Below are 20362 nucleotides of genomic sequence, written 5' to 3'. Positions count from 1 at the left end.
CGCCCTCCTTATTTCCTGATCGCCCTGAGAACCATCTCTTCGACATCCTCGAGAACGGAACCTGCAAGTTCCCGGGGCATCCTGCGGACCTCATCGGGAATGAACTCCGCCCTCTCCCGGACCGGCGTCGTCACCTTGAAGACGATAAAGGCCCCCGCCACAAGCATATGGATGAGAAAGGGGTTGACGGACCTGAAGACGCCCTTTTTGACCCCTTCGTCCAGAATGGTCGAGACGAGCGACACCACCCGGGCCACCCCCTCCACCGCCGCCTGGGGCAGCGTCTGCCCGCCGGAGGCCAGCTCTCGCATCATGATGGGCGGAATGACGGGGTTTTCGTCCAGGGTGGCGGCGAAGCGACGCATGTAAATCCTCATTTTACGCTCCGGGGTATCCGCCTGTCCGATTTCCTCTTCGAGCCGCTCCGCCGTCTTGCCGATGATGCTTCGAACAACTTCCTCGTAAAGGTTTTTCTTGTCGCCTACATGATAGTACAGCATAGCCTTGTTGACGCCGGCGCGCCGGGCGATCTCGTCGACCCGGGCCCCTGGGAATCCTGATTCAGCGAAGACCTCGGCGGCGGCGCGCAGGATCCTTTCCACCGTGTCTCCCGACTTGTCGCTGTGGGTCGCTTCCTCCATGATTCACCTCCATCAATCTTCCTGGAACCCCCGAAACAACCGAACGTTAAAACTAACCGGTTGGTCTAACTGTTTGGTTGAATACTTTCCCACGTTTCTCCTGTCAAGACTTTTTTCCGGCCGTTGCGCCGCATCCGGAGGTACGCTATAGAGAACCTTCGCGAAATACATGCAATTCGGGAGGCAGGCCATGTCCGATCAAAACAGCAGTCCCGCGCCGGTCCTTGCAACAGGTGAGTTTCACGAAGGATTCCGCGTCGTCCGCGTCGAACCCGTCGAAGATATCCGCGTTACCGCCTATCTGATGGAGCACGAGATAACGGGGGCCCGGGTCCTCCACCTCCACAGCCGGGACCGGGAAAACCTCTTTGCGGTGGCCTTCCCCACGCCTCCGGCGGACTCGACGGGCCTCCCACACATCCTGGAGCACTCCGTCCTGGCGGGATCGCGGACCTATCCCGTGAAAGACGCCTTCAACGAACTGATGAAAGGCTCGCTGCAGACCTTCATCAATGCCTTCACCTACCCGGACAAGACGGTCTATCCCGTGGCCAGCCAGACACCGGCGGATTTCTACAACCTCGCCCGGGTCTACGCGGACCTCGTGTTCCATCCCCGCCTGCTCCCGGAGACCTTCCGGCAGGAGGGGCACCATCTGGAGCCGGCGGATCCGGACGACCCCGCCGGCGGCCTGACCGTCTCGGGCATCGTCTTCAATGAGATGAAGGGCGCCTATTCCTCCCCGGAGTCGCTGCTGTACAAGGCCATCCAGGAGAACCTGTACCCCGCGACCCCTTACGTTCACGACTCCGGCGGCAGCCCGGATGAAATCCCTTCTCTGACCTACGACCAGTTCCGGGCGTTCCATCGGGCCCGCTACGCTCCGTCGAACGCCTTCTTCTTTCTCTACGGAGACATCCCGCCGCAGGAGCACCTGGCCTTCCTGAAGACGATCCTCGAAGGCGCGGAACGGACCGACGCCGCAGCGGAGATCCCCAACCAGGAGCGCTGGGAGGCGCCCCGGTCGGTCCGGGCCACCTACCCCATCGGCAAGGACGAGCCCCGGGAGCGGAAGTCCACCGTCAACGCCGCCTGGATGCTCACCGACGGCCGGGATTCCGAGACGGCCGTCCTCCTGGAGATCGTGGCGGGGATCCTCGTGGGCAGCGCCGCGGGCCCCCTCCGGAAGGCCCTCGTCGACTCGGGCCTTGGCGAGGACCTTTCACCCGCGACGGGCATCGAGCGGGACTTGAAGCAGATCTTCTTCTCCACGGGCCTCCGGGGAACCGATCCGGAAAAGGCCGAGGAGATCGAAAAGCTGATCCTGGACACGCTGGAGGCCGAAACGGAGAAAGGATTCGACCGGGAGCTGATCGAGGGAACCCTGCACCAGGTGGAGTTTCACGGACGGGAAATCAAAAGAAAAACGTATCCCTACGGGATCACCCTGATGGGCCGATCCTTCCATAGCTGGCTCTACGGGGGCAATCCACTGGCGGGCCTGAATTTCCCGGCCATCATCAGCGGCATCCGCCGGAAATGGGAGGCGGACCCCCGTCTCTTCGAGAAGATCGCCCGGACGTGGCTGATCGAGAACCCGCACCGCCTCCTGGTCGTCCTCGAACCGAGCGAGTCGATGCAGGAAGAGCGGGAGTCGGCCTTCCGCGACCGGATGGCGGGGCTGCGCTCGACCCTGTCCAACGGTGACATGGAGCGGATCCGGCGGGAGGCGGACGATCTGCGGCGATACCAGTCGGAGCCGGACCCGCCCGAGGCGGCGGCGACCCTGCCCCGGCTCGAGATCGCAGACATCCCCGTCGAGCCGGAATATATCCCGACGGAAGAATCCCTGCTGGGGGGCGTGCCGACCCTGCGGCACGATCTTTACACCAACGGGATTGCATACTGGTCACTGGCTTTCGACATAGCGGACATCCCGGAAGACCTCCAGCCGTATCTCCCTCTCCTGGGGAAGCTGACCCTCAACATGGGCGCCGCGGGCCGATCCTACGAGGAGATGGCCAAGCGGCTCGCCCTGAAGACGGGCGGTCTCCGCTTCTCCCTCTCGGCGGGCTTCGGCCGGAGGGGCCAAGGAACCTGGCAGAAGCTGCTCGTCGAGGGGAAGGCCCTCTACCGGAACCTCCCCGACGCCTTGGCGATCCTGAAGGACCTCCTCCTGGCGGGGGACCTGGGCGACCGGGCCCGCATGCGGGACCTGGTCCTGGAAAAGAAGAACCGCCTCCAGGCGGCGGTCATCCCCTCGGGACACTCCTTTGCGAAAATGGCGGCGGCGGCCTCCCTGGCCCTGCCGGCCTGGCGGGACGAGCAGTGGCACGGCCGCTCCCAGCTTCGCTTCGCCGCCCGGACGGCCGAATCCCTGGAGAAGGAAACGGAACGCCTGCAGGAAACCCTGGCCGGGCTGAAAACAGCGGTGTTCCGCCGGGCCGGCATGACGGTCGACATTGCCGCCGACCGGGAAGGGCTCTCGATCCTCTCGGCGGAGTTGGGCGCCCTCATCACGGATCTCCCTGCAGGAAAGACGTCGCCTCCTGTCGAGACAACCCCGAAGCCGTCGCGGCCGGGCGTCGCCATCCCCGCCGACGTGAACTACGTCGCCCGGGTCCTGCCGGCGCCGGTCCACGGGGATCCGCAGGCGGCGGCCCTCCTGGTCCTGGCCCGATATCTTTCAAGCGGCTATCTCTACAAGCGGATCCGCGTCCAGGGCGGGGCTTACGGAGGCATGTGCGGCTACGACTCGATGAACGGGCTGTTCTCCTTCCTGTCCTACCGGGATCCCCACCTCGTCGAAACCCTGGACGTCTACGACGGCGTGCCCGACGAAATCCGGCGGGGAATCGACCCGGAGGAACTGGAGAAGGCCGTCATCGGCACGATCGGCCTCCTGGACCGCCCGTCGGATCCCTCGGGGAAAGCCCACACGGCCATGATCCGCCACATCGCCGGCGTCACCGACGACGACCGGCGCGCCCTCAGGCGGCGGATCCTGGACATGACGCCGGAGACGATGCAGGCGGCGGCGGAGGCATTCCTGGCCGACTCGATGGACCGGTCGTCCGTCGCGGTGTTCGCCCCGGAGGAGAAGCTGCAAAAGGCCAATGAGAGCCTGCAGGAAGCCCTGGAGGTGGAGCCGCTGGTCCAGGCGAAGGCCTGACGCGGCGGAAGGCAAGATCCGGACGGGAAGGGCATTCGGGATGCCCGGGGCCTGCGGATCTCCTGATTACGGCCGGGGCGTTTTCCCTCGCCCGGAGGAAAAGAGGGAGCAGCAAGCGGCAAGGGCCGCCACGACGGCGCAGATGATGAATCCGCCTTGAAAGGCCGTGACCAGCTCCGCCACCGGCAGGGAGCGCCACTGGGAAACCGACAAGACCGTCTCCGGGAGGCCGTCCCGGAGCGCCGCCTCCGCCAGGGCCACCCCCAAGGGCTGCCCAAGATAGAACAGCAGCCGCAGGACACCGGAAGCACTACCCTGCCCTTGCGGCGGCGCCAGGTTCAGGATCTGCCGGTTGTTGGGTGAGAGGTACAAGCCGTAGGCCACCCCCAGGAGAACCAGGAGCCCGACGGGGGCCGCCATGGACGGGGCGCCTGCCAGGAACGTGAAGACCAAGAGCCCGCCCGACGCCAGAGCCATCCCTCCCGTCGTCAGAAGCCGCACCCCGATCCGGTCCGACATCCTTCCCGCCACCGGACTCACCAGCACATAAACGCCGCTGAAGAGAATCAGGACCGCTCCCGTCACCGCCTGGCCCAGGCCCTGCACGTAAATGAGATAGAAGGGAAACAGGAAGTTCACCCCTGCAACGAACATGGACGTGAAGAAATTTGCCAGGTTGGCGACCAGAAAGCGGCGATCGCGAAAGAGGCTCCAGTTCAGGAGCGGGTCCGGACTCCGCCGCTCCCGGAACAGAAAGGCGACAGAGAAAAAGGCGGCGGAGAGAAGGCTCCCCAACACCGGCGCGGAGAGCCAGCCGTCATCAGGCCCCCGGGTGATCCCGTAAAGCAGGCTTCCGAGGGCGACCACGCTGAGCAGGACACCGGCCGGATCGATCCCGATCGTCCTCCGGTTCAGATTCGCCATGGTTCCCGCATCCCGCGGGAACCGGAAGGATACGATGTACCAGGCAAACAGGCCGACGGGAAGATTCACCAGGAAGATCCACCGCCATCCCGCCATTTCCGAAAGGAATCCCCCAATCGGCGCTCCCAGCATGGCCCCGAGCGCCGACGCGGCGCTGACGATGCCGATCCCCCATCCCCGGCGCTCCGGGGGAAGGTAGCTGCCGACGGCGCCGAGCGACGTGGCGGAAAGCATCCCGCCGCCGATCCCCTGCAGGAGCCGTCCGGCCACGAGGACCGTCGCAGTCGGGGCAAGCCCGCAGAGGAGGGAGCTGCCCGTGAACAGGAGATATCCCCAAGTCATGACGCGGCCCATCCCGAGCCGGTCGGCCAGCTTGCCGAACGCCAGGACCGTTCCCGCGAGCGTGACGGAATAGGCCAGGATAATCCAGACGCCGACGTCCGTGTCGACCTTCAGGTCGTGCACGACCGACGGCAGCGAGACGTTGACGATGGTCCCGTCGAGGATGTTCATGAAGGCCGCGCAGCCCGCCGCGAGGATGACCAGACGGCTCCGGTCGGCGTTACGGGAAGCCGGGGTCTTCCTCATGATTGGTGTCGCGGCAGCTCGGGGGAGCGGAGAATCATAGCCGTGTTTCGCATCTTTCCGGACCCGCTCGAAATATCGGGTCCTGTTTCCACTTTTTTCAAGATCACAAATCTTCGGATCGATTTATCTCATTTGACGGAGTCCGCACAATAACTGCGGATCCGCTAATTTTCAACCGCATATTACCTATTGATATATAAGCGATTATTCCTGTTGATCCTTGTGAATTTTCCTTGAATACTGGCCGTGAGCAGTCAGCCGAATCCGTGCAGAAAAACATACTTCACGCCCGCCGGCGCCATGGCCGGAGAAAGGAAATCATGAAAAAATTCTTTTATGCGCTATGCCTTGGAATCCTCCTGCTGCTTTTTGCAAGCCCGGCCATGTCGCGGGCGGCGGAAACGACCCTCCGCAGCTACCCCCTGCCCGATTTTGGAATCCTTCAGTTCCAGGTGCCTGCGGACTGGAGCGACGAGGTCTCTCAGCCCAGGGATCGCCCGGAGCCGACGATCTCCTTCAAGCCGAAAAGCGGCAAGCCCTTCAACGTCCTGGTGACGCCGCATTGGCCCCCCGGCAAAGGCATGTCGCCCCCCGGGGATGCCGCCCTGCACGGGAGGGTGCAGAAACGCGCCGAGGAGATCAAGTCCGGGGCCGTGGAAGACAGAATCGACATTCGCAGGTTGGAGGGGACCTCCGCAACCGGTTCCTACTTTTCCGCAACGGACCGGGCTCCGGAGGATGGTGGATACAGATACATGACCCAGGGCATAGCCCGCACCGGGAACGTGCTCATGCACTTCACAATCCTGGCCAATGAGGACCGGGAGGCCGCTGTCTCCGCCGGATTGGCCATGGTGGGCAGCGCCGTCTGCAGGGAAAGCGATGACCGCAAGGATGCGGGAGTATCGCCACAGGCCGTGCAGATCGGCAAGAGAGACGGCCAGTATGTGCTGACCGCTCCCCCCGGCCGGATCGTTCTGAGCTTTCCCCAAAACGGCCTGATGCCGGGCAATTCGGCCGGTAGCGGAGGCGGCACCGATCATCCCGGGTACTTCTATTTCGACGGGGGCGGCAGCGGAATCATCCTTTCCGGGTGGTTCGAGCCGGCCGGGGCATTCGAAGGCAGAGAAAAATACTTCGCCACGATCAGGGACAAGCTCTCCAATCTCGGTCCTGTCCTCGTCGAAAATATTATGACCCGGAAAATCGGCCCCTGGGATGTCATGACCTACTCCATGTTCCCCAAAGCAAAGCCGGAATGGGTCCAGTTCAATTTGCGGGCCGGCTGTGTCCGGGAGGACACCTGGATTGACCTTCACATCTCCTCCAGCATCAGCCGCGACAAATTGATCGCATTCCTGAAAAGCGTCCAAATCGAAACGAAGCAGCAATAGAGACAATAAGGACCCGGATTTGCGGGACAGCGGAAATTCGATCTCAGGCAGCGGATGTTCAACCGGACAAATCAAAGAAAGGAGAAGGATCGGCATGTGCAAAAAGAAGGGGGCGGTATTGTTTGCGGTATGGATCTTTTCGGTAATTTTTCTATGCCTGACGGCAGAGGGCGCAGATGCCTTTTGCGTCTATAACAATTCGGATTTGGAATTTCAGGTCCAGGAAACTCACGGTGGAAGGAAGTTCAAGGAGTTTATAAAAGTAATCAGCCCGGGAGATCATGCCTGCTGCAACTGGAAAAACAAGGACTGCAACGTGAAAGGGAAGAAAGACAGTACTGTCAAGTTCCTTGTCGCGTTCACGCAGGTGCTCCCGATTAACCTCTGTGTCGACTTTCCCGTCAAGGCGGGTGGATGGCTGTCGGTATCCGGTGATAGAAAGCACCAATATAAGTGTGAAGCGTACTTTGATGAATCCTGGGACAAAGACGGTGACGACCAATGAGTGTCCTGGCAACGAGGAAAATAACGACATGCTCGACAGACCGATTTCGTGCATTGAATGTTCACGCGGAAAAATCGATTACAAGGAGGAACGTTTACCATGTGCAGAATGAAGAGCCTCGTTTTGACGGTATTGATGCTGTCCGTGTTCGGTTTTTGTCTGATGGCGGGGAACGCAGGCGCATTTTGTGTCTATAACAATACGGACCGGCCGATCCACGTCAAGGAAACCCACGGCTGCAAAATGGAAAGGTGCGCCGAATGGTGGGGCGTCCAACCCGGAGATCACGTCTGCTGCAACTGGAAGAACAAGGACTGCAACATGGAAGGGAAGAGAGACAGCACCGTCAAGTTCATGATCCACGACATGAAACCGCAAAGCTTTGAGTGTCTGGGTTTCCCGGCCAAGGCGGGCGGATGGGTGTCGGTCACCGGGACCGAAGGGAATCGCCACTGCGAAGCGTTTTTCGAGGCATCGTCCGACAAGTGAAGTACCGGCCGGGGAATGCCGGCGGCCTCCCGTGCCGCCGGCGCCCCAGCCGCTGACAGAACATTGGCAAGGAGCAGGCTGCATGAAGAAGGAAACCATCTGCGTTCACGGCGGCACGTACCGCGACGCCGCGACGCGGGGCGTCAACACGCCGATTTTCACGTCCTCCTCGTTCGAATACCTGGACCGGGACGACATCCCCTATCCCCGCTACTTCAACACGCCGAACCAGGACGCCGTGGTCCGCAAGCTCTGCGCACTGGAAGGCGCGGAAGACGGCGTCCTGTTCAGCTCCGGCATGGCCGCCGTCAGCACGGCGATCCTCGCCTTCGCCGGAGCGGGGGACCATGTCGTCATGATGGACGAGCTGTACGGCGGAACCCATGCCTTCGCCACGGACATGTTCGACCGGCTGGGGATCCGCCACACCTTCGCGGCCACGGACGCCGCGGCGGTCGCGGATGCGGTGACGCCGGAGACGAAGGTCATCGTGATTGAATCGCCCACGAACCCCCTGCTGGGGATCATTGACATCCGGCGGGTGGCACAGATCGGCCGGGAACGGGGCATCGTCACGATCCTCGACAATACCTTCGCCACGCCGGTGAACCAATGCCCTCTGCAGCTCGACATCGACGTGGTCGTCCACAGCGGAACCAAGTACCTGGGCGGCCACAGCGACCTGAGCTGCGGCGCCGCCCTGACCTCGCGACCCCATGCCTCGAAAATCCGCGCCACAGCCCGCCACCTGGGCGGCAGCCTGAACGCCATGATGTGCTACCTCCTCGAACGGAGCATGAAGACGCTGGCCCTCCGGGTCGAACGCCAGACGGCGAACGCCGCCCGCATCGCCGCCTATCTGTCCGCACATGCATCCGTTTTCCGCGTGAACTATCCCGGCCTGCCGGACTCGCCGGGGCATGAAATCGCCCGGTCCCAGATGACGGGATTCGGGGCCATGCTGTCCTTCGAACCGGACGAGCGGATCGTCTCCGCCGCCTCCTTCCTGCGCCGCCTCCGGATCATCCGCCCGGCCGTCAGCCTGGGCGGCGTGGAGACGCTGATCTGCGCCCCCGCCGGGACCTCCCACGCGAAGATCTCCCCGGAGGAGCGCCGGAGGATCGGCATCTCCGACTCGCTCTTGCGGCTCTCCGTCGGGATCGAAGATGCGGACGACCTGATCGCGGACATGGACCAGGCGATGAAAGAAGTGTAAAAAACCGGCCATGGAAACGAATCCGCATCTCCCCGCGTTCCTGCCGGCCGGCCCCGAGCACGCCCAGGCCGCGTCCCGGCTCATCTACAGCACGGATCCCCGCCTCTGGGACTGCCTCTTCGAAAACGATTTCGACCGCTTCCTCCGCTTCTTCACCGCCATGTGGAAAGGGGAGGAGAGCCTGTACAGTCACTCCAACGCCACGGTCGCCGTCGCCGGCGGCAGGATCGCCGGCCTGGAAGTCGGGTACGACCGGGACAGGCAGGACCGGATGATCCCCAACATGGTGAAGCGGACCCCGGAGATCCTGACACCCGGGGAATTTCGGCATTACCTGGAAATCGTCGGATACATCCGGTATCTCACGCCGCCGATCCCGAATCATGCCTACTACGTGCTTTTCCTGGCGGCGGATCCCGGGGAGCAGGGAAAAGGCCTGGGGAAGAGGCTGCTGACCGGCGCGTTCGACCGCGCCCGCGAAAGGGGTTATGACGCCTGCCATCTCGACGTGGCCGGCGACAACCCGGCGGTCCGGTTTTACCGGCGGCTGGGGATGGAGATCCTCTCCGAGAGCCGCGTTCTTCCCCTTGAGGAGCGGGGCGTAAGAAGCCACTTCCGGATGGTGAAACGGCTGCGATAAGAGTTGCGAGCCCCCGCCCGCCGGGGAAACCACTCCGGTGTCGCCAAGGGTTTTCCGGGTCGGTCGAAACATCAATCGAGCCCTGCCGGCGATGGAAGGGATTGCCTTTTGTGATGAAGATCGTGTAGCCATACGGAAATTTCATTACGGAGGACCCCCTTGACGCTCTATCCGCTCTTCCTGCTCGTGGCCGCCCTGACCGTGCTCAGCCCGGGGCCGGGCGTCGTCATGACCCTCACCAACTCCCTTCGCTACGGCATGAAGGGAACCTTCGGCGGAATTCTCGGCATTGCCTTCGGCGCCCTCGCGGTCGCCGCCATCTCGGCGACGAGCCTGGGGATTCTGCTGGCCGCCTCGGCCCTGGCCTTCACGATCCTCAAGTTCATCGGGGCCGCCTACCTTTTCTACCTGGGCATCCGGCTCTGGCGCGCTCCGGCGATGCGCTTCCAGGAACCAGCGTCCTGCGAGGCCGGGTTCGGCAGGCGTTTCCTGGAGGGGCTGTCCCTGCAGCTCACGAATCCCAAGGTGATCTTCTTTTTCCTTTCCATCTTTCCCCAGTTCATCGACCTCTCGAAGAACTACTGGACCCAGTTCGCCGTCCAGGTCCTGACGTACAGCTCCCTGGTCGTCGTCATCCACTGCCTGTACGGGCTGTTTGCCGGCACCGCCCGGCGCTGGCTCACCTCCGAGCGGGGCGGACGGGCGATCAACCGGCTGGGCGGGGCCACGTTCATGTTTTTCGGGGCCGCCCTGATCGCCGCCAAAAAGTAAATATGCCGCCTCGGCCACAGCACACTGTTCCGGTCAAGAAGCATCGGGAAAGGATTGTCATTTGAAGGCTGCCGACATCCAGCGCCGGCTGCAGACACTGGGCAACCCGGAAAGGGTCCGGATCCTGCAGCGGTTTTTCAAGACGGCCCCGGGGGAGTACGGCGAAGGCGACGTTTTCATCGGCCTCTACGTCCCGGAGATCCGCAAACTTGCCCGGGAGCACGGGGATCTCCCCCTGCCGGACGTCGCCGATCTGCTCCATTCCCCCATCCACGAGGCGAGGCTCCTGGCGCTTCTCATCCTGGTCGGTGCCTATGCACGGGGAGACGCCGCGATGCAGGAGCGGATCTACCGCCTGTACCTGGAGCATACGCGGTTCATCAACAACTGGGACCTGGTCGACGCCTCGGCCGAGCACATCGTGGGCCGTCATCTTCTGGACCGCAGCCGCGCGCCGCTCCATGCCCTGGCGGCATCCGGGTTGCTCTGGGACCGAAGGATCTCCGTCATGGCGACCTTCCACTTCATCAAGCGGGGGGAGTTCGCCGAGACGCTCCACATCGCCGAACGGCTCCTCCGGGACCGTGAGGACCTGATCCACAAAGCCTCGGGCTGGATGCTCCGGGAAATCGGCAAGCGCGACCGGGCGGCGGAAGAAGCATTTCTGAAGCTTCATTGCCGGATCATGCCGAGGACGATGCTCCGGTACGCCCTCGAGAAGTTTCCCGAAGAGCTGAGACAGCGGTACCTGAGCGGAGATATGTCACCCTGAACCCGAAAGGAAAGGGGGCGTGTCCCGGATTGGAAAACCGGGGCGGCCATCCAATAACCAGAACAAGGGAAAAGAAACGAGGTCCATCGATGAGCGAACCGGCCGATCGGGAGAAGCGACTGAGCATCCTTTCCGGGAGTGAAATCGAGGAGCTGGAGAAAAACGTCCGGTTCCTGGAAACCAGCCGTGGAACGCGCCTCGCCTTTCACGAGTACGGGGATCCCGGCGGAGACCCCATCATTTTCTACCACGGAACCGGGTCCCATGTTCACGGCATGCTTCTTCACAAGCCCGGCATCGAGTACGGCTTCCGGATCATCGCGCCGGACCGGCCGGGCGTCGCCCGATCGGACTTCCGTCCGGGGTGGACCGTTCTGGACTACGCCCGGGACATGGCCGATCTGGCGGACCGTCTCGGAATCGGCTCTTTCGGGGCCATCGGCATTTCCGGCGGAGGCCCCACCCTGATGGCCAGCGCCTTTGCCATTCCGGACCGCCTCCGTTATGTCGTGGACCTTGCCTGCGCCATGCCGGTCTACGCCGACCCCGAAATGGTACGAAACCTCGGCAACATGGATCGCCTTTATGCCAGGCTGGGCACCCGGCTGCCCCTGGCCCTGTTCCGGATTCCTTTCTCCGTTCTGGGCATGACGCAAAAAGTCGTGAAAAGACCCGGGACGTTCGCGCGGATGTTTGACTCCAGCCTCTGTCCCGCCGACAAGGAGATTTTCAGGATGTCCGAGTTCCAATACCTGCTGATGCGGGATTTCCAGGAGCTCTTCCGGAACGGCTCCGCGGGGCCGGCCTACGATGCACAGACGGTCTACAAGGACTGGGGATTCCGTCTCTCCGACATCGACATCCATATCGAGGTTTTCCAGGGAACGGCCGACCTGTTCATCCCTCCCCGGTTCAGCGAATACCTGGCGGAACACGCAAAGGACGTCCGGATCAACCGGATCGAAGGCGAAGGGCACTTCCATCACATCGTCCACGGATACCGGATGCTAAAAAAGGTGAAGGATCTCTTCTGCGTGGAAACACAGGCCGGAAAGGACTGACAGAAAAGGCGATCATGACAGGCAGGATCCCGGAACGGGAAAAACTTTTATCTCCACATCTCTGGATGGCGGAATGACCATGAACCTGCAGGACATCATCGGACGCAGGATACCCCCCGTTTCCTGGGCCGAGGGGGAGAACATCCCCTGGAACGACCCCAACTTCAGCCGGCGAATGCTGGCGGAGCATCTCTCCCAGGAGCACAACCTGGCCAGCCGCCGTTTCGACATCATCGACCGGCAGGTCGGCTGGATCCACGGAGCGATACTGGGCGGCAGGCCGACGCGAATCCTGGAGTTGGCCTGCGGGCCCGGGCTGTACACGAGCCGCCTGGCCAGGCTGGGGCATGCGTGCGTCGGCATCGACTACGCTCCCGAGCCGGTCCGTTACGCACAGGCCAATGCTGCGCACGAAGGCCTGAATTGCCGCTACCGGCTGGAGGACGTGCGGACAGCGGATTACGGCGAAGGGTACGGACTGGTCATTATGATCTTCGGCCAGTTCAACGTCTTCCGGAGAAGCGACGCGCGCCGGGTCCTCGAAAAGGCCCTCTCGGCCCTTACCCCGGATGGCCTCTTGCTGCTTGAACCGCAGAAGTTCGACACGGTCATGAAACAGGGTCAGTCGGGAAGCTCCTGGCATACCTGCGGCGACGGCGGCGGCCTCTTCTCGGACCGCCCGCATCTCTGCCTGACCGAAAGCTTCTGGGACGCCGACGAGCTGGCGACAACGCAGCGCTTTTTCGTCGTGGACGCCGAAACGGGAGCGGTGTCCCGCCACGCGATGACCACTGAAGCCTATACGGACGAGCAGTTCCGGGATGTGCTCACCCGGGCGGGATTCGAAGAAGTCCGGTTTTATCCATCGCTGGTGGGCGTCGAGGTCGAAGAGGAAAGCCAATCCGCCAACCTGGCAATTGTCGCTCGAAAAGGCCGGGGGTAATTGGGGCAGCCGGAGCGGCCGCCCGCGGGAAGAGCGGCGGGGTCACACCGACGGCGGCCGGCGGGTTGCGGGAGGATCGAATGGAAACGAGAGAGCTTCTTGAAGGGGAACTGGACGACCTGCTCGCCCTCTATGCGCACATGCACGCGTCCGATGATCCGTTGCCGGAAAGGCGGGAGGTGGAGGCCGTCTGGAGGCAGATCCGGGACAGCCGGTCCTTCCGGTACCTGGGCGTCTTCGTGGGCGGCAGGCTTGTCTCCTCCTGCACCCTGAGCATCATTCCGAATCTCAGCCGGGGCTGCCGGCCGTACGGCGTCATCGAAAACGTGGTCACGGATGCAGCACATCGCCGCAGGGGCTACGGAACGGCCGTTCTGAAGAATGCGCTGGCGCTGGCCCGGGAGAGCCGCTGTTACAAAGTCATGCTGTGCACGGGAAGAAAAAACGAGGAGATCGGAACGTTCTACGAATCCGCCGGGTTCGACGGCCGGATCAAGCGGGCATTCCTGGCAAGGCCGTAACAGGACGTTCCCGAGCAGTCGGCAAAGAAGTCCCTACCCGCCCGACCCCGTTGCTTTCTTCCCTGATTCTCCCATCCCCGCCTTCACGTAATCGAAGAGCAGCCTGCCGAATTCGTCGAAGAACTGCAGGCGGTCCGGATCGAAGGGGCAGTGGAGCCGCTGGAGCCTCAGGCTGTCGCCGTCCGGGGCCTCCCGGGGCCGGAGCCCCGAAAAAAAGAAGCCCGCCTCCTCCGCCCGCTCGCAGAGCAGGGCCGCCGCCGGTTGCTCGAGGGGAAGATCGAGGTTCACCACCTCCGCGCCCGCGTACTCCGCGAGGTCGTCCGCAGCCCGGAGAAGCTCCGGCCATTGGCGCTCGTCGGCCCGCACCACCCGGATGATCCCCTTGAGCACGGTTTTGTCGAAGTCGATCCGGTACTCACCCGACGCGGAGGCCGGGGCCGGATCGCCGAAGGTGCAGGCCTGGGCAAGGCCTTCGTAGATGCGGGTGACGATCTCCCGGTGGCGGGGCGGGACATGGACCTTCACCGGCGGAGGGGAGTCGAAGTAGCGGAAGCAGTGGAGGCAGGACTCCCGCTGGGGCGGGGCCGTTTCGGAACCGAGGGCCTTGAACAGCCGGGGGGGACTGGCGGCCAGGTCCAGGCCGCAGGGCCTTCCCCCCAGCCGCATCACGTCTCGCTGGCTGATGGCATGGCTGGTGACGGGATCGACGGACATCCCGAGCAGCCCCATCTCCAGGGCCCTGGCCTCGTTGGCCCTGGAAAGCGCGCCCATCAGCCCGCGGCCCCGGTGGGCCGGGTTGATCACCAGGAGGGCCGCCTCGGCCATGGGCGCCGGAGTCGGCCGCAGGATGCCGGCGTGCCCCACGACCTCGCCGTTTTCGGTCACGGCGACGGTGCTGGTCAGGCGACCGCTTCCCACCAGGTACAGAAGGCCCTCCGGGCGGTAAAAATTCTCGTTTTTGTACGAATAGCCGTAAGCCAGCCAGAAGATCCTGGCCACCTGGATGGCCTCCCCGGGTTTCATGGTCCGGATCTCATACGGCTGCGGGGAGGCCGGCTCGATCCTCGGCGGCAGGTGCTCCGGCTCCGGTTCCGCGGTTGTAGTCAGCCGCTTGACGAGGCGCAGGGCCTTCCCCCGGCGGCCGAGGTTCTCGAAGCGGGCCTCGTCGACTTCATGACGGATGATCCGCAGCCCCAGGCCCCGGGCCGAAAACTCGTCGGCGACCGTCCCGGAAACGCCGGCGCCTTCCAGATCCGGGTCGAAGGGCAGCCCCTCGTCCCGGATGGACAGGACCAGCTCCGTCCGCCCGATCTCCGCCTTCAGGAAAATGTCTCCCGGCCGGCCGTCCGGATAGGCATGCTCGATGGTGTTGACGGAGGCCTCTTCGGCGGCCAGCTCCAGGCCCAGAATCTCCCTCTGGGAGAGTCCGGCGGCCGAGGCCAGTTCCCGCACAAAGCCCCGGATCGTCTCCAGGAAGCGCATGTCCGCCGGCACAGTAAGACGCGCAATGGAAGAAGGGTTCACCGGGTTCCTCCTCTGAAATGCCGGATGATGCCGCCCGTGCAGGATCGATCCCTGCTTCTGCGAGGGGATCTTGCATTTGACACGAACCGGCGGCGCCGCTATAGTTCGCGACTCAAGGGAAGCCGCATCCGGTCCCGCGCTTATACCTGTAAACCCGCCGAAAAGCAAAGCGCTGTCGCGACCTGGAGGAACAACAGAGGCTCCTCCCGGAGGACTCGCACCCGGCATAATGTCTATGAACCGCTTCCAGATCACTTCGGAATTCCAGCCCGCCGGAGACCAGCCGCAGGCCATCGAGGCGCTGACGGAGGGCGTCCTCCGCGGCGATCCCCACCAGGTCCTCCTGGGGGTCACCGGCTCGGGGAAGACCTTCACCGTCGCCCGGGTCATCGAGGCGGTCCAGCGGCCCGCCCTGATCATGGCCCACAACAAGACCCTGGCGGCCCAGCTCTACGGCGAGTTCAAGTCCCTCTTCCCCGAGAACGCCGTCCACTATTTCGTCAGCTACTACGACTACTACCAGCCCGAGGCCTACCTCCCCAGCACAGACACCTACATCGAGAAGGACTCGTCCATCAACGAGGAGATCGACAAGCTGCGCCACGCCGCCACCCACGCCCTCTTCGAGAGGAGCGACGTCATCATCGTCGCCAGCGTCTCCTGCATCTACGGCCTGGGGTCCCCCGAATCCTACTCGGGGATGCAGGTGAACCTGGCGGAGGGCCTGGAGATGCCCCGGGACGACCTGCTCCGCCACCTGGTGGAGATCCAGTACGAGCGGAACGACATCGACTTCCACCGGGGAACCTTCCGGGTCCGGGGGGACACGGTGGAGATCTTCCCGGCCTACGAGGAAGACCGGGCCGTCCGGATCGAGTTCTTCGGCGACGTCGTCGAGGCCATTTCCTGGGTGGACCCCCTGCGGGGGAAGAAGCTCATGAAGGTGGACAAGATGGCCGTCTATCCCGGGAGCCATTACGTCACGACCCGGGACAACCTGGAGCGGGCCGTGAAGGACATCCGGGTCGAGTTGAAGGAGCGCCTGGCCTGGCTCAAGGATCAGGGGAAGCTTCTCGAGGCACAGCGGCTGGAGCAGCGGACCTCCTTCGACCTGGAGATGATGGAGGAGATGGGATACTGCCAGGGGATCGAGAACTACTCGCGCCACCTGACGGGCCGGGGGCCCGGGGAGCCGCCGCCCACCCTCGTGGAATACTTTCCGAAGGACGCATTGATCATCATCGACGAGAGCCACGCCACCATCCCCCAGCTGAACGGCATGTACCGGGGGGACCGGTCCCGGAAGGAGACCCTGGTGAACCACGGGTTCCGCCTGCCCTCGGCGTTGGACAACCGGCCGCTCCGCTTCGACGAGTACGAAAAATTCCCTCAGCAGCGCCTCTACATCTCCGCGACGCCCGCCGAATATGAAATCAAAAAGGCCCGGGGGCGCGTCGTCGAACAGATCATCCGCCCCACGGGACTCATGGACCCGGAGCTGGCCGTCAAGCCCGTGGCGGGCCAGGTGGACGACCTCCTGGCGGAGATCCGGGAACGGACGGACCGGGGGGAGCGGGTCCTCGTGACGACCCTGACGAAGCGGATGGCGGAGCACCTGACCCGCTACTACCAGGAACTGGGCGTCCGGGTCCGCTATCTCCACTCGGACATCCAGACCCTCGAGCGGGTGGCCATCATCCGGGACCTCCGTCTCGGCGAGTTCGACGTCCTGGTTGGGGTGAACCTTCTCCGGGAGGGGCTGGACATCCCGGAGGTGTCCCTGGTGGCGATCCTGGACGCCGACAAGGAGGGATTCCTCCGCTCCGAGCGATCCCTCATCCAGACCAGCGGCCGGGCCGCCCGGAACGTCGCCGGCCGGGTCATCCTCTATGCCGACCGGGAGACCCAGGCCATCCGGTCCTGCCTTTCGGAGACGAAACGCCGCCGGGAGATCCAGCATCGCTATAACGAGGAGCACGGCATCACGCCCGAGAGCATCCGGAAGTCCATCTCCGACGTCCTCTCCTCGGTTTACGAGGCGGACTACGTCACCGTCCCCGTCGTGAAGGAGCCTGGAGCAGCCTACGGCACGGAGGAGGAGATCACCGCCGTCATCGAGCGACTGAAGAAGGAGATGAAGGCCGCGGCGAAAGACCTCGAATTCGAAAAGGCCGCGGAGCTGCGGGACCGCATCCGGGAGCTGACCGACCTGATGCTGGCCATGGGGGAAATGGGCTGAGAACGGGCGGCGGGCCTTGCCGCCGGAGTTCCGGCGGCTCGGCAGAAACCCGCCCAACCGCCCGGGCGGAAAAAGAACCGCTCCCGCCGGTGATTCCTACTTCCACTCCCGTTCGTCTATGATCCGCTTGTCGTCGTCCGCGAGGGTCCCCGGCTTCAGGAACTCGATCCGGTCGATCCGGACGGTGCAGATCTCGCGGAAAACCTTTTCGAAAGCCTGCTCCAGGGAGGAGGGGTCGCCCGGGACTTCCTGCGGATCGATTCGTACCTCCAGCAGGTCCTTGTCGCCGCTGCGGCCGACGACGACCTGGAACTTCCGGATCTCCGGGAACTTCGCGGCCACCTGCTGCAGCTGGCTCGGGGCGACGAAGAGGCCCCGGACCTTCACGGCGTCTCCCACCCGGCCCAGGATCCCGGCCAGGCGGTACGAGGTCCTGCCGCATGGGCAGGGCTCCTCGACGATCCGGGAGAGGTCACCCGTGCCGAAGCGGAAGAGATAGAAGACGTCGTTGAACCGCGTCACGACGATCTCTCCCGGGGTCCCCGGCGGAACGGCCTTCCCCGTCGCGGGATCGACGATCTCGACGTAAACCTCCTCGCAGAGGTGCCAGCCCTTCTTTTCCCGGCACTCGTAGGCGACGTCCCCCACCTCCGTCGCTCCGTACATCTGGTAGGTGTCAATGCCGAACTCCGTCTCGAAGCGCGCGCGCATGGCAGGAAACAGGGGCTCCGCGGCGAAGCAGGCCTTCCGGACCCGGAAGTCCTTCCGAAAGTCGTACCCCATCTCCTTTGACTTCTCGATGATCGCCATCAGGAAACTCGGCGTCCCCGTGTAGGCCGTGGCGCCGAGGTCGCGGATCAGTTGCACCTGGGCCTGGGCGCTCGAGGCCCCCGACGGGATGACCGTTGCGCCGACCTTGCGCAGCCCCCCGTGGAACGTCAGCCCCGCCGCGACCATGTGGTAGGAGAAGGCGTTCAGGACCACGTCTCCCTTCCCGAGGCCGGCGGCCTTGTAGGCCCGGGCCCAGAGGACATCCTCCTCGCCCAGATGGGGCTCGTATACGGGACCGGGGGAAATGAAGATCCGGTCGATGGGTGCGTCGGGGTTCGCCAGGCCCGCGTAAGGCGGGTTTTGCAGTTCCATTTCCACGAGCCTTTCCCGGGAGACGACCGGCAGCCGCTCGAAATCCGCCGTCGTTCTGATGTCGGAAGGGCTGATCTTCCGGTCTTCGAACTGTTTCCGAAGGACCGGCGACCGGCGGCCGGCATTCTCCATCATCCGGGAAAGCGCCTCAATCTGCTTCCTGAGTCTCTCCTCCCGGGACAACGTCTCCCGGTCATTGAAATAGGGTTCCATGATGTCCTCCTTGGCGTGGCGAAAATCGGAAGGCGACCCCGGCACGGATGACGTTTCCCGAAGTTCTTCCCGCCCGGATATGTAGTGGAAAGCCTTTTGCTTGTCAAACATGCTTCCCGGGCTCATCCGGCATTCCCGCACAATTTCCGGTTTCCGGTCCATGTGGCGCGTTTGCAACAAATCCGTGCAATCGCTTTCAATCGGGACAATTCCGTTCCGTATTCGGACGGGTTGATTCGCACAACCCGTTGACATTACTCATTTCAAATTCTGGCCGGCAATTTGCAATTTGTAGATCCATTTCATGAAGGAGCGGAGATTATGAATACCCCCATCAATGCGGGCGACACCGCCTGGATCCTCGTGTGCTGTTCCCTGGTCCTCCTGATGACCCCGGCCCTGGCATTCTTTTACGGAGGGATGGTCCGGAGGAAAAACGTCCTCTCCACCCTGACCTTGAGCTACGTCTTCATGGCCCTGATCGGTGTCCAGTGGGTCCTCTTCGGCTACTCGCTTGCCTTCGGCCAATCCATCAACGGGTTGATCGGAGGGCTCAACTTCCTGGGCTTCGAGGGCGTCGGCGCGGCCCCCAATGCGGACTACAGCAAAACCATCCCCCATAGCCTCTTCGCCGCCTTTCAAATGATGTTCGCGGTCATCACGCCGGCCCTCATCACCGGCGCCTTCGTCGAGCGGGTCAAGTTCAAAGGCTTTCTTCTTTTCAGCTTCCTCTGGGCGACCCTGGTCTACGATCCCCTTTGCCACTGGGTCTGGGGCCAGGGGGGATGGCTGAAAGAGATGGGCGTTCTGGATTTCGCCGGCGGTACGGTGGTGCACATCGCCGCCGGGTTCTCGGCCCTCGCCTTTGCAATGGTGATCGGCCCCCGGCGAGGCTTTGGCAAATCACCGATGGAACCGAATAACATCCCCCTCACCGTCCTGGGAGCGGGCCTTCTTTGGGTCGGCTGGTTCGGCTTCAACGCCGGCAGCGCCCTGGCCGCCAATGGCACGGCGGTGAACGCCCTCCTGACGACCAACACCTCGGCAGCAACAGCCGGTCTGGTGTGGATGTTCCTCTCGTGGCTGGACGGGCGACCCAGCACCCTCGGAATCGCCACGGGCATGGTCGTGGGCCTGGCGGCCGTAACGCCGGCCTCGGGGTTCATCACCCCCCTGGCTTCCATGGTGGTCGGCGCCGTGGCGGCCCCCCTGTCCTACTACGCCATGCGCTTCCGGGACCGCCGCAAGCTCGACGAGTCGCTCGACGTCTGGGCATGTCACGGCATCGCCAGCACCTGGGGCATGATCGCCGCGGGCCTGTTCGCTACGACGGCCGTCAACGGCGACGGCGCAAACGGCCTTTTCTTCGGCAACCCCGGTCAGGTCGGCGTCCAGATCGTTGCGATCCTCGTCACCATCGCCTTCTCCTTCGGGATGACATACGTGCTGGCCAAGCTCCTCCACTGGAGCATGGGGCTCCGCGTCTCCCCCATGGAAGAGGAAGTGGGGCTGGACATCAGCTCCCATGGGGAGAGGTCCTACTCGTAGCGTCCCGGAATCGAAACCCGAATTTTAAATAGATTTCAAAGACATCTTGGAGAGACAA

The 20362-nt window shown here is 63.5% G+C and carries 17 protein-coding genes; 13 read left to right on the top strand and 4 right to left on the bottom strand.

Annotated elements, in window-relative coordinates:
- Window positions 1-8 precede the first annotated feature (8 nt).
- Window positions 9-641, bottom strand: coding sequence for a TetR/AcrR family transcriptional regulator (locus HPY65_10655; protein NPU84936.1), 633 nt, complete (start codon window positions 639-641; stop codon window positions 9-11).
- Between the two features lie 190 nt (window positions 642-831).
- Between HPY65_10655 and HPY65_10650 the strand changes: the two genes are divergently transcribed.
- Window positions 832-3813 (top strand): peptidase M16, encoded by a 2982-nt coding sequence (locus HPY65_10650; protein ID NPU84935.1) that lies wholly within the window; start codon window positions 832-834, stop codon window positions 3811-3813.
- A 66-nt stretch (window positions 3814-3879) separates the two neighbouring features.
- Here the strand turns inward: HPY65_10650 and HPY65_10645 are convergent, their stop codons facing one another.
- Window positions 3880-5325: a DHA2 family efflux MFS transporter permease subunit gene (locus tag HPY65_10645; GenBank protein NPU84934.1), complete on the bottom strand. Its 1446-nt coding sequence runs from the start codon at window positions 5323-5325 to the stop codon at window positions 3880-3882.
- A gap of 320 nt (window positions 5326-5645) precedes the next feature.
- Here HPY65_10645 and HPY65_10640 point away from each other — a divergent pair, with 320 nt between their 5' ends.
- The 10 genes from HPY65_10640 (at window position 5646) to HPY65_10595 (ending at window position 13637) form a co-directional block, all read left to right on the top strand.
- Window positions 5646-6719, top strand: coding sequence for a hypothetical protein (locus tag HPY65_10640; GenBank protein NPU84933.1), 1074 nt, complete (start codon window positions 5646-5648; stop codon window positions 6717-6719).
- Between the two features lie 94 nt (window positions 6720-6813).
- Window positions 6814-7224, top strand: coding sequence for a hypothetical protein (locus HPY65_10635; protein NPU84932.1), 411 nt, complete (start codon window positions 6814-6816; stop codon window positions 7222-7224).
- A 99-nt stretch (window positions 7225-7323) separates the two neighbouring features.
- A complete protein-coding gene (locus HPY65_10630) occupies window positions 7324-7713 on the top strand; it encodes a hypothetical protein (GenBank protein NPU84931.1) in 390 nt (129 codons plus the stop codon).
- A gap of 82 nt (window positions 7714-7795) precedes the next feature.
- On the top strand, window positions 7796-8929 hold the full coding sequence (locus HPY65_10625) for a PLP-dependent transferase (GenBank protein NPU84930.1): 1134 nt from the start codon (window positions 7796-7798) through the stop codon (window positions 8927-8929).
- A gap of 10 nt (window positions 8930-8939) precedes the next feature.
- The gene (locus tag HPY65_10620) at window positions 8940-9569 is read left to right on the top strand and encodes a GNAT family N-acetyltransferase (GenBank protein ID NPU84929.1); all 630 of its coding nucleotides are present in this window, start codon (window positions 8940-8942) and stop codon (window positions 9567-9569) included.
- A 159-nt stretch (window positions 9570-9728) separates the two neighbouring features.
- Complete coding sequence (locus HPY65_10615) at window positions 9729-10340, top strand: LysE family translocator (GenBank protein NPU84928.1); 612 nt, start codon at window positions 9729-9731, stop codon at window positions 10338-10340.
- Window positions 10341-10401: 61 nt separating this feature from the next.
- A complete protein-coding gene (locus HPY65_10610) occupies window positions 10402-11112 on the top strand; it encodes a DNA alkylation repair protein (protein ID NPU84927.1) in 711 nt (236 codons plus the stop codon).
- A gap of 89 nt (window positions 11113-11201) precedes the next feature.
- Window positions 11202-12173 carry an alpha/beta hydrolase gene (locus tag HPY65_10605; protein ID NPU84926.1) on the top strand — a complete coding sequence of 324 codons (972 nt, stop codon included), beginning with the start codon at window positions 11202-11204 and terminating at the stop codon, window positions 12171-12173.
- A 73-nt stretch (window positions 12174-12246) separates the two neighbouring features.
- Window positions 12247-13116: a class I SAM-dependent methyltransferase gene (locus HPY65_10600; GenBank protein ID NPU84925.1), complete on the top strand. Its 870-nt coding sequence runs from the start codon at window positions 12247-12249 to the stop codon at window positions 13114-13116.
- A gap of 80 nt (window positions 13117-13196) precedes the next feature.
- On the top strand, window positions 13197-13637 hold the full coding sequence (locus HPY65_10595) for a GNAT family N-acetyltransferase (GenBank protein NPU84924.1): 441 nt from the start codon (window positions 13197-13199) through the stop codon (window positions 13635-13637).
- Between the two features lie 33 nt (window positions 13638-13670).
- On the opposite strand, the gene HPY65_10590 is transcribed toward HPY65_10595, so the two are convergent.
- Window positions 13671-15161 carry a GNAT family N-acetyltransferase gene (locus HPY65_10590; GenBank protein ID NPU84923.1) on the bottom strand — a complete coding sequence of 497 codons (1491 nt, stop codon included), beginning with the start codon at window positions 15159-15161 and terminating at the stop codon, window positions 13671-13673.
- 235 nt (window positions 15162-15396) lie between these two features.
- Here HPY65_10590 and uvrB point away from each other — a divergent pair, with 235 nt between their 5' ends.
- A complete protein-coding gene (uvrB, locus tag HPY65_10585) occupies window positions 15397-17400 on the top strand; it encodes an excinuclease ABC subunit UvrB (GenBank protein NPU84922.1) in 2004 nt (667 codons plus the stop codon).
- A gap of 96 nt (window positions 17401-17496) precedes the next feature.
- Here uvrB and HPY65_10580 read toward each other — a convergent pair whose 3' ends face one another.
- Window positions 17497-18756: an AMP-binding protein gene (locus HPY65_10580; GenBank protein ID NPU84921.1), complete on the bottom strand. Its 1260-nt coding sequence runs from the start codon at window positions 18754-18756 to the stop codon at window positions 17497-17499.
- A gap of 321 nt (window positions 18757-19077) precedes the next feature.
- On the opposite strand from HPY65_10580, the gene HPY65_10575 reads away from it, so the two are divergent.
- Entirely contained in the window at window positions 19078-20304 is a 1227-nt protein-coding gene (locus tag HPY65_10575) for an ammonium transporter (GenBank protein NPU84920.1), read from the top strand.
- Window positions 20305-20362: the final 58 nt, after the last annotated feature.

This window comes from Syntrophaceae bacterium, assembly GCA_013177825.1.
Lineage (GTDB): Bacteria > Desulfobacterota > Syntrophia > Syntrophales > PHBD01 > PHBD01.
This window is presented reverse-complemented; position numbering and strand designations above follow the sequence as displayed.